At 55.3% G+C, this 7,303-nt stretch carries 9 protein-coding genes; all 9 read right to left on the minus strand.

Annotation, left to right across the window (positions count from 1 at the left end; genetic code table 11):
* Positions 1-6: 6 nt before the first annotated feature.
* The 9 genes from J2Z49_RS11720 to nadE all read right to left on the minus strand — a co-directional run bounded on the left by J2Z49_RS11720 (position 7) and on the right by nadE (position 7,015).
* Positions 7-1,479 carry a SpoIID/LytB domain-containing protein gene (locus tag J2Z49_RS11720; RefSeq protein WP_307403146.1) on the minus strand — a complete coding sequence of 491 codons (1,473 nt, stop codon included), beginning with the start codon at positions 1,477-1,479 and terminating at the stop codon, positions 7-9.
* A 96-nt stretch (positions 1,480-1,575) separates the two neighbouring features.
* A complete protein-coding gene (locus J2Z49_RS11725; protein ID WP_307403147.1) occupies positions 1,576-1,794 on the minus strand; it encodes a DUF2905 domain-containing protein in 219 nt (72 codons plus the stop codon).
* Positions 1,791-2,351: an epoxyqueuosine reductase QueH gene (locus J2Z49_RS11730; RefSeq protein WP_307403148.1), complete on the minus strand. Its 561-nt coding sequence runs from the start codon at positions 2,349-2,351 to the stop codon at positions 1,791-1,793. Before J2Z49_RS11730 ends, J2Z49_RS11725 begins: the two co-directional genes overlap by 4 nt.
* Before the next feature lie 125 nt (positions 2,352-2,476).
* Positions 2,477-3,499, minus strand: a complete 1,023-nt coding sequence (gene ruvB / locus J2Z49_RS11735; RefSeq protein ID WP_307403149.1) for a Holliday junction branch migration DNA helicase RuvB — start codon at positions 3,497-3,499, stop codon at positions 2,477-2,479.
* A 22-nt stretch (positions 3,500-3,521) separates the two neighbouring features.
* Positions 3,522-4,136 (minus strand): Holliday junction branch migration protein RuvA, encoded by a 615-nt coding sequence (gene ruvA, locus J2Z49_RS11740; RefSeq protein WP_307403150.1) that lies wholly within the window; start codon positions 4,134-4,136, stop codon positions 3,522-3,524.
* The gene (gene ruvC, locus J2Z49_RS11745) at positions 4,133-4,636 is read right to left on the minus strand and encodes a crossover junction endodeoxyribonuclease RuvC (RefSeq protein WP_307403151.1); all 504 of its coding nucleotides are present in this window, start codon (positions 4,634-4,636) and stop codon (positions 4,133-4,135) included. The genes ruvA and ruvC overlap by 4 nt, the downstream gene beginning before the upstream one ends.
* A gap of 58 nt (positions 4,637-4,694) precedes the next feature.
* Positions 4,695-5,345 (minus strand): hypothetical protein, encoded by a 651-nt coding sequence (locus J2Z49_RS11750; RefSeq protein ID WP_307403152.1) that lies wholly within the window; start codon positions 5,343-5,345, stop codon positions 4,695-4,697.
* Positions 5,346-5,433: 88 nt separating this feature from the next.
* A complete protein-coding gene (locus tag J2Z49_RS11755) occupies positions 5,434-6,162 on the minus strand; it encodes a YebC/PmpR family DNA-binding transcriptional regulator (protein WP_307403153.1) in 729 nt (242 codons plus the stop codon).
* A gap of 130 nt (positions 6,163-6,292) precedes the next feature.
* Positions 6,293-7,015, minus strand: coding sequence for an NAD(+) synthase (nadE, locus tag J2Z49_RS11760; RefSeq protein WP_307403154.1), 723 nt, complete (start codon positions 7,013-7,015; stop codon positions 6,293-6,295).
* Between the last annotated feature and the right edge of the window lie 288 nt (positions 7,016-7,303).

Consider the following 7,303-nt stretch of genomic DNA (forward strand, 5'->3'; position numbering starts at 1 on the left):
CAAACTTCAGGCGCCGTAATTAGAAACTATCTGGACACCTGTATAATAGTATTTCAAGATTTCCTGGTAACTATAACCCTGGGAAGCCATGCCAAGGGCGCCGTACTGGGACATACCCACACCGTGGCCCCAACCGCTGCCCCGGAAAGTGACCTTTAATAAACGGGGGCGGTTATCCTGCTGACGCTGACCGGGTACGACCTGATCAGCCGGCGGCTCCTGCTGCCCCGGCGCCCCGTTGCCTGTCATGATCTTTTCCATGGTAAAACAGGCGCTTTTTAATCCCAGGGCGCGGCGCACCTCATCGGCTTTTCCTTTAAGAGGATCATGGCCGATTTCGATGGTTAAAGGCTGGCCGTCCAGGCCCAAACCGCTAACCACAAGGCACTTCACCCGCTGGCCGGTGGAAGTGCGCTCCATTTCTACTAAATCGTAAATTTCACTGAAGCGGTAGCCCGATGCAGCCAATTGCTCCTTGAGCTGCTCGGCAGTGTAAGTCTTGATCCAGTCGTAATGCTTGTTCTGGGGGTTGCGATCGAACGGGTCCGGCCGGCCACGCAGGTAATCCACCTGGTTTTTCCAGACGTCCTCACTATTCTCGGTGTACCCGCCGCTTGAGCTATGAAAAACGGCACTGACGGGCCGCCCGCGGTAGGTCATCACCACTCCGCTGGTTTCATCCACCGCCTTGCTGGCGGCGGGCTGCTCACCATCGTATCCCCGATATACCTGGCTTGCCTGGGTGGCCAGCACATCAAAACCCTGGCTTGCATAGGTCCCCAACTGGGCCAGGACATAACTGCGGGCGGCCACCGCCTGGGCCTTCAGTGCCTCTACCGGCCAGTGGGCAGGCATCTCCGCGGGCACCACCCCGTAAAGATATTCTTCGATGGGCAACTGGTTAACCACCGTGATCCCCTTGCCATCCAGACGGAACTCCATATTGCCCCTGTAGCGACGGGCCTGATCTCCCTGGTAGAGGGTAACCAGGTTCAGCCCCCCGGCAGGGGCAATTTTTTTCATTTGCCCGCCGGCACCCATTACGCTGACGCCCGCCAGATTATTGAGCACGACCCTCTTGTCGTTTGCCCCAAGGGCGTGCAGGCCGCCCTCCCGCTCTAATTGTTTTCCTGTCCCCGAAAGAACGTCCACCTGTAATACCTTGCCCCGTACCCCCACAGGGCCGGTAAAGCAACCAATCCGGTTACCATCCCTGTACAATTCCAGGCCGCTGGGGGAAAAGCACACTTCCCAGCGCTGGCCGGGAACAACTTCAGATATGATCTTGCTGGTATAATAGTCAACCAGTTGATAATTTCCCGTTACTGAAAACGTAACTTGGCTGGCCTGCTGTACCAGGCCGACCCGGACGTCATAAGGTGCCACCACGACCTCCCCCAGTGCAGGCAAGGCGGGATAGCCCAACAGGGCCAGCAGTCCTAAAAAAAGGATAGCTGAACTCAACCGCTTATTAAACACTAACCACAAACCCCCTGGAGGTAAAATTATCCCTGTTAAAATTATCCCTGTCCAGGTAAGTTCGACAGTTTCACCCAGTTTCCTGCCATTCAGGAGCTACCGTCGAAAAATAAGGTTTAGAATTAACGTAAGGACAATGCTCAAGATAATGGAAGTAACAACGGGGAAGTAAAAGGTAAAATTACCTTTTTGGATGAAGATGTCTCCAGGGAGACGGCCCAGGTGGAAGAGCCTCTCCGATGCCATGAGCAGGCCGCCAACGACCAGCAGGAGGATACCCATCAAGGCGAGCATTTTGCCTAAACTGTCCATCATTTCTCTTCACCTGCACCTTCTCTTCTGGAAGAACGGTAATAGCGCTCCTTTTCACTATATATGCACCCGCAATACTGCTGGCGATACATACCCAGCTCCTTAGAACGGGCAACGGCTTCCTTGAAACCGGGACGAAAATCCATATAGTAAAAGGGGATCCCCGCTTCCTCACCTACGGCCTCGCCAATTTCCCGGAGCAAATCGTGTTTTTGAAAGGGGCTGACCAGCAGGGTGGTAGTGAAGGCATCAAAACCCCCCCGCCTGGCCACCCGGGCCGCCTGCCGCAGGCGCAGGGCATAACAGAACTGGCAGCGCCGGGTTTCCCGGTAAACCACCATCTGTAAAAATTGCTCCAGCGGGTAGTGCTCATCGAAAATGACAGGCAGTTCCTGCTCTCGGGCATATTTTTCCAAAGTTTCCTTACGTTTCAACCATTCGGTGTAGGGATGGATATTGGGATTAAAGAAATAGCCGTGAACCGTGTGGCCCTCCCGGCGCAGGTAGTCCAGGGGGTAGATGGTACAGGGGCCACAACAGGTATGCAGCAGTATTTTCATTGGACATCACCCTGTTAGAAATTGCACATGCTGCCTGGCGGCGGTCGTCTCCCGTCGCTTAAAAATGCCCCTTCAGTGCCGCACGCCGCCCATGTTCATTTTGTGACGGCGATACTTACCACAATTTACCACAAGCTGGCTTGAACAGGATCTCGTTTTAAAGGTAAGCCGAGGTGTTTGTAGGCCGCAGGGGTGGCCACCCGCCCCCGGGGTGTGCGGGCCAGGAGTCCCGTTTGCAAAAGGTAGGGTTCAAAAACATCCTCCAGGGTGCCCGCTTCTTCGCCGGCAGCTGCCGCCAGGGTATCCAGGCCCACAGGCCCGCCGTTAAACTTCTCTATAATTATGCGCAGAAGGCGCCGGTCGGTATAATCCAGGCCCAGAGGGTCCACCTCCAGAAATTGCAGCGCCTTCACAGCTACTGCCCGGGTGATTATGCCTCCGGCCCGGACCTGGGCGTAATCCCGCACCCGTTTTAATAGACGATTGGCCACCCGGGGTGTTCCCCGGGAGCGCCGGGCAATCTCTAAAGCCCCCTCCATTTCTATAGGGATCCCGAGGATATGGGCCGAACGGGAAATGATCTGCACCAGCTCGTTGACTTCGTAATATTCCAGCCGGCAGATTACCCCAAAGCGATCCCGCAGGGGAGATGTAAGCAGTCCGGCCCGGGTGGTGGCGCCAATCAAGGTAAACCGGGGCAGCTCCAGGCGTAAGGAACGGGCCCCCGGCCCTTTACCAATGACAATATCCAGGGCAAAGTCCTCCATGGCCGGGTAAAGTATTTCCTCCACCGGCCGGCTCAGGCGGTGGACCTCGTCAATAAACAACACATCTCCCAGGGAGAGATTGGTCAGAATGGCTGCCAGATCGCCGGGGCGTTCCACGGCCGGGCCGGATGTGACCCGGATGCCCACCCCCAGCTCGCTGGCGATGATGCCGGCCAGGGTAGTCTTGCCCAGGCCAGGGGGACCAAATAAAAGCACGTGATCCAGCACTTCCCCCCGCTCCCTGGCCGCGCTTATAAAAATGGACAGGCTTTCCTTAATTTTTTCCTGGCCGATAAAATCCTGCAGCCGCCGTGGCCGCAGGGTGTATTCACCTTCCCCATCCTCCGACCGAAAAGCGGTGGAAAGCAGCCTTTCTTCCAAGGGTAAACACCCCCATCACCGGTTAAGCGTTTTTTTGCCGGCCCAGCCACTGGAGGGCGGACCGTAGCAACTCTTCGGTAGAACCGGAAGCAGCCTGCTGGCGGACCTGCCGGACGGCCCGGCGGGCCTCCATCTGGGCGTAACCCAAAGCCACCAGAGCAGCTACGGCTTCCCCCTCGTTCCCCGGAGTACCTGTTTCACCTGTGTCATCTGTACCGTCAACCTCGAAAACCATGTCTGCCAGTTTGTCCTTCAACTCCAGGATAATACGCCGGGCCGTTTTTTTGCCTATCCCGGGAACGGCTGTAAGGACGTTTTCATTTTCCTCCTCCACCGCCCGGCGCAAGGTGCCGGGGGTTACCGTAGAGAGAATAGCCAGGGCCGCCCGGGGGCCTACCCCGGCCACATTTAACAAACTGCGAAAGGTTTCCAGTTCCACCCGGCTGGAAAAACCAAAGAGGGCCGGCCCGTCTTCCCGCCAGATTAAATGGGTATACAGGCGCACCGGCTGCCCTTTTGTCGGTAGAAGGCTTACCATGGAGAGGGGTACCCGCACCAGGTACCCTACCCCATTGACATCCACAATGATGCCATCCTCCTGTATTTCCAACAGATTACCACTGAGAAAGGCAATCATGCAAGGGTTTTCCTCCCTTTTGCCTCTCCACCACCAAGCCGGTGGGCATGACAGATGGCCACCGCCAGGGCGTCGGCGACATCATCGGGGCGGGGGACCTCGGGCAGGCATAGGAGAGCCCGCACCATGTACTGGACCTGCTCCTTGGCCGCCCGGCCGTAACCAACCACCGCCTGTTTGACCTCCAGCGGAGTATACTCGGCTACTTCCAGGCCGGCATTGACGGCGGCCAGAAGGGTTACCCCCCGGGCCTGTCCCACGGCCAGGGCAGTGCGGGCATTCTTGTTAAAAAAAAGTTCTTCCACGGCAAATTGTTGGGGTTGATAGAGTTTAAGCACCAGTTCCAACTGCCGGTAAAGATGCTGCAGCCGGAAAGGCATAGGCAGACCGGCTTGTGTTGTAATGCAGTCGTAGGCTACCACCGTCAGCCGGTTTCCCTGCAGTTCAATTATGCCATAGCCGGTGATGGCCGTACCCGGATCAACACCAATAACCCGCATAGAACCCTCTCCCCCTCTAAAAAATTCCACACCACCCGCCCGGGCTCCTGCCACCAATTCAAAAATCAAGTCCGGGATTAGTCCCGGACTCCGTTGCCTCATCCAGGTTTTCCAGCATGGCGTTTACCGCCTGTTCCGATGGAAACTCCAGTTCCGCCCGCAAAATAGCCTGGGTTTCCGGATCCTGGCGGTTAAAATCGCCCGCCTTGTGCAACTTTAGCTGTAAATCGGGGTGCAGTTCAGCTACGGGCATGTTTTTCTCCACCCGGAGCAGTTTTTCATCGTAACCCAGGGGTCCTTCGTATACGGCCAGATAGCCTTCATGAACACCCAGGTGACGGTAGTTTTTGTGTTCCGGGCAGAAATCCTTGACCCGCTGCCTTAATATTAACATCCTGCCCTGCTCCTCCATGCTCCATCCCTCGGCAGGAGGATATCGCCTGGCCAGGTCTACCCGGTCTAACCCGAGCAGCTCCCGGGGGGCACGACCCAAAAAGACAATGTGGATGTCACCGCAAAGATATTCTTTTTCTTCCTGGACAAAGGTGTCGCTTTTCACCGGCAGGACGGATTGGTCGTTTGATTTAAATAGGGCCAGTCCGGGCTTGATTGACGGCTCTCCCAGCAGGTTCAAGCCCAGGTAGACTGTGATGGCCACTCCAAGCATGATCAGTAATCCTGCGAAGGCATAGAGAAGCCTTTTGAGCATGGCTCCGGACACTCCTTAAACATAGCAGTGGTTATCAGTTATATTGTTGCCACTTTTTGCCGGAACCATACTTCTCCAAGTTTATTCCCTAGTAATCCTCCAGTTCAAAGTTGGCGTACACTTCCTGAACATCGTCGTGATCTTCAAGAGCTTCCATCAAACGCATCATTTGCTCCGCCTCTTTGCCGGCAAGCTTAACCGTGCTCTGGGGAACCATGGTAACCTGGGCCTCGGCAATGGGTACGCCCTTTTCCACCAGGGCGCGACGCACCTGTTCAAAGTCCTCGGGAGCGGTAATGATTTCGAACTCGTCTTCTTCGGCTTTCACATCTTCGGCCCCCGCCTCCAGGGCGTTTAGCATTAACTCATCCTCATCCAGGCCGTCCTTTTCCACCACAATAACACCCTTTTTGGAAAACATCCAGGAGACGCAGCCGGCTTCCCCCAGATTACCGCCGTGACGGGAGAAAAGGTGCCGGATCTCCCCGGCGGTGCGGTTCCGGTTATCGGTCATGATCTCCAGCATGACCGCCACCCCACCGGGACCGTAGCCCTCGTAAATCAGTTCCTCGTAGTTGGCCGCGCCCAGTTCACCGGTACCTTTCTGGATGGCCCGCTGTATGTTCTCGTTGGGAATATTGGCTTCTTTAGCCCGCTGTATTGCCGCTTTCAGCCTGGGGTTGGCGTCGGGGTCTCCGCCTCCTAAACGGGCCGCCACAATAATTTCCCTGGACAAGCGGGTAAATATTTTGCCTCTCTGGGCATCCACCTTGGCCTTTTTCCGCTTGATGGTTGACCACTTGGAATGACCGGACATCTCTTACTGAAACCTCCTCACCTACCATAAAGTACCGGGGGCTGTTAATCATTTAAGACAATGTCAATGTCATATATAGGCGATCGGCCCTGCCACCATAAAAGCCTGGTTACTTTAAATCCCCAAAAGACTAAAAGGGCGGCAGGACCGGCATCTGCTTTTTGTGGGCATTTTTGGTCGCCAGACGCTTGACAACCTCCCGTACCCGGTCGTCGGCCTTCCCGGTAAGGATAAATTCATCCAGCTCCTGGTATGTTATACCCATTTCCGTCTCGTCGTTTTGCCCGGCCCATAAACCGGCAGAAGGGGGTTTTTCTATAATACGCCGCGGTATTCCGAGGTATTCGGCCAGCTCATAAACCTGGCGCTTGACGAGGTTGCCAATGGGTAAAAGGTCTACTCCTCCGTCACCATATTTGGTGAAATAGCCGACGGTTAGTTCACTGCGGTTGCCCGTCCCGGCAACCAGGTACTGCAGCCGGGAAGCATAAAAATAAAGGGTGGTCATGCGCAGCCTCGGCTTGATGTTAATAATGGAAAGATCCTTTCTCTCCACGTTGTAATCTTCACCGGTCAAAAGGCGAACCAGAAGGGCAAAGGGTTCGTCGAGCACGATCTCTTTAAAAGGAATATCAAAGGTCCTGGCCACCAGCCTGGCGTCCTCCGCATCCAGGGGATTGCTATAGCAGGGCATGATTACCCCCAGAACGTTATCCGGGCAGGCCCGCTTACATAATACAGCCGTAACAGCGGAATCAATACCACCGCTCAAACCTACCACATAACCCCGGGCGCCCCTTTCAGAGACCTGTTCCCTGAGCCATTCGGTTAACCGCTGCGCGAGCAGATACAAACCCAATCCCCCCGTTGTAAAAAATCTTAGCTTTTATCATATCACGCAGCTCTGGATAAAGCAATTGTCCTGTGATTTGAGGCATGCCATTCTTTGCCATACGATGGATGCCGAAGCTTTTTCCTTCTCTGAACTTAAGGGTACTTTAACATCATGACCCGAGGTCGAACCAGTGTCCGGCCTTAATACATGCAAAAACCCCCGGGTTATAGACCGGGGGTATGAAAAATATTTTCCGGCAGCGACCTACTCTCCCGGGGGTAGACCCCCAAGTACCATCGGCCCTGG

Source organism: Desulfofundulus luciae (assembly GCF_030813795.1).
GTDB lineage: Bacteria > Bacillota > Desulfotomaculia > Desulfotomaculales > Desulfovirgulaceae > Desulfofundulus > Desulfofundulus luciae.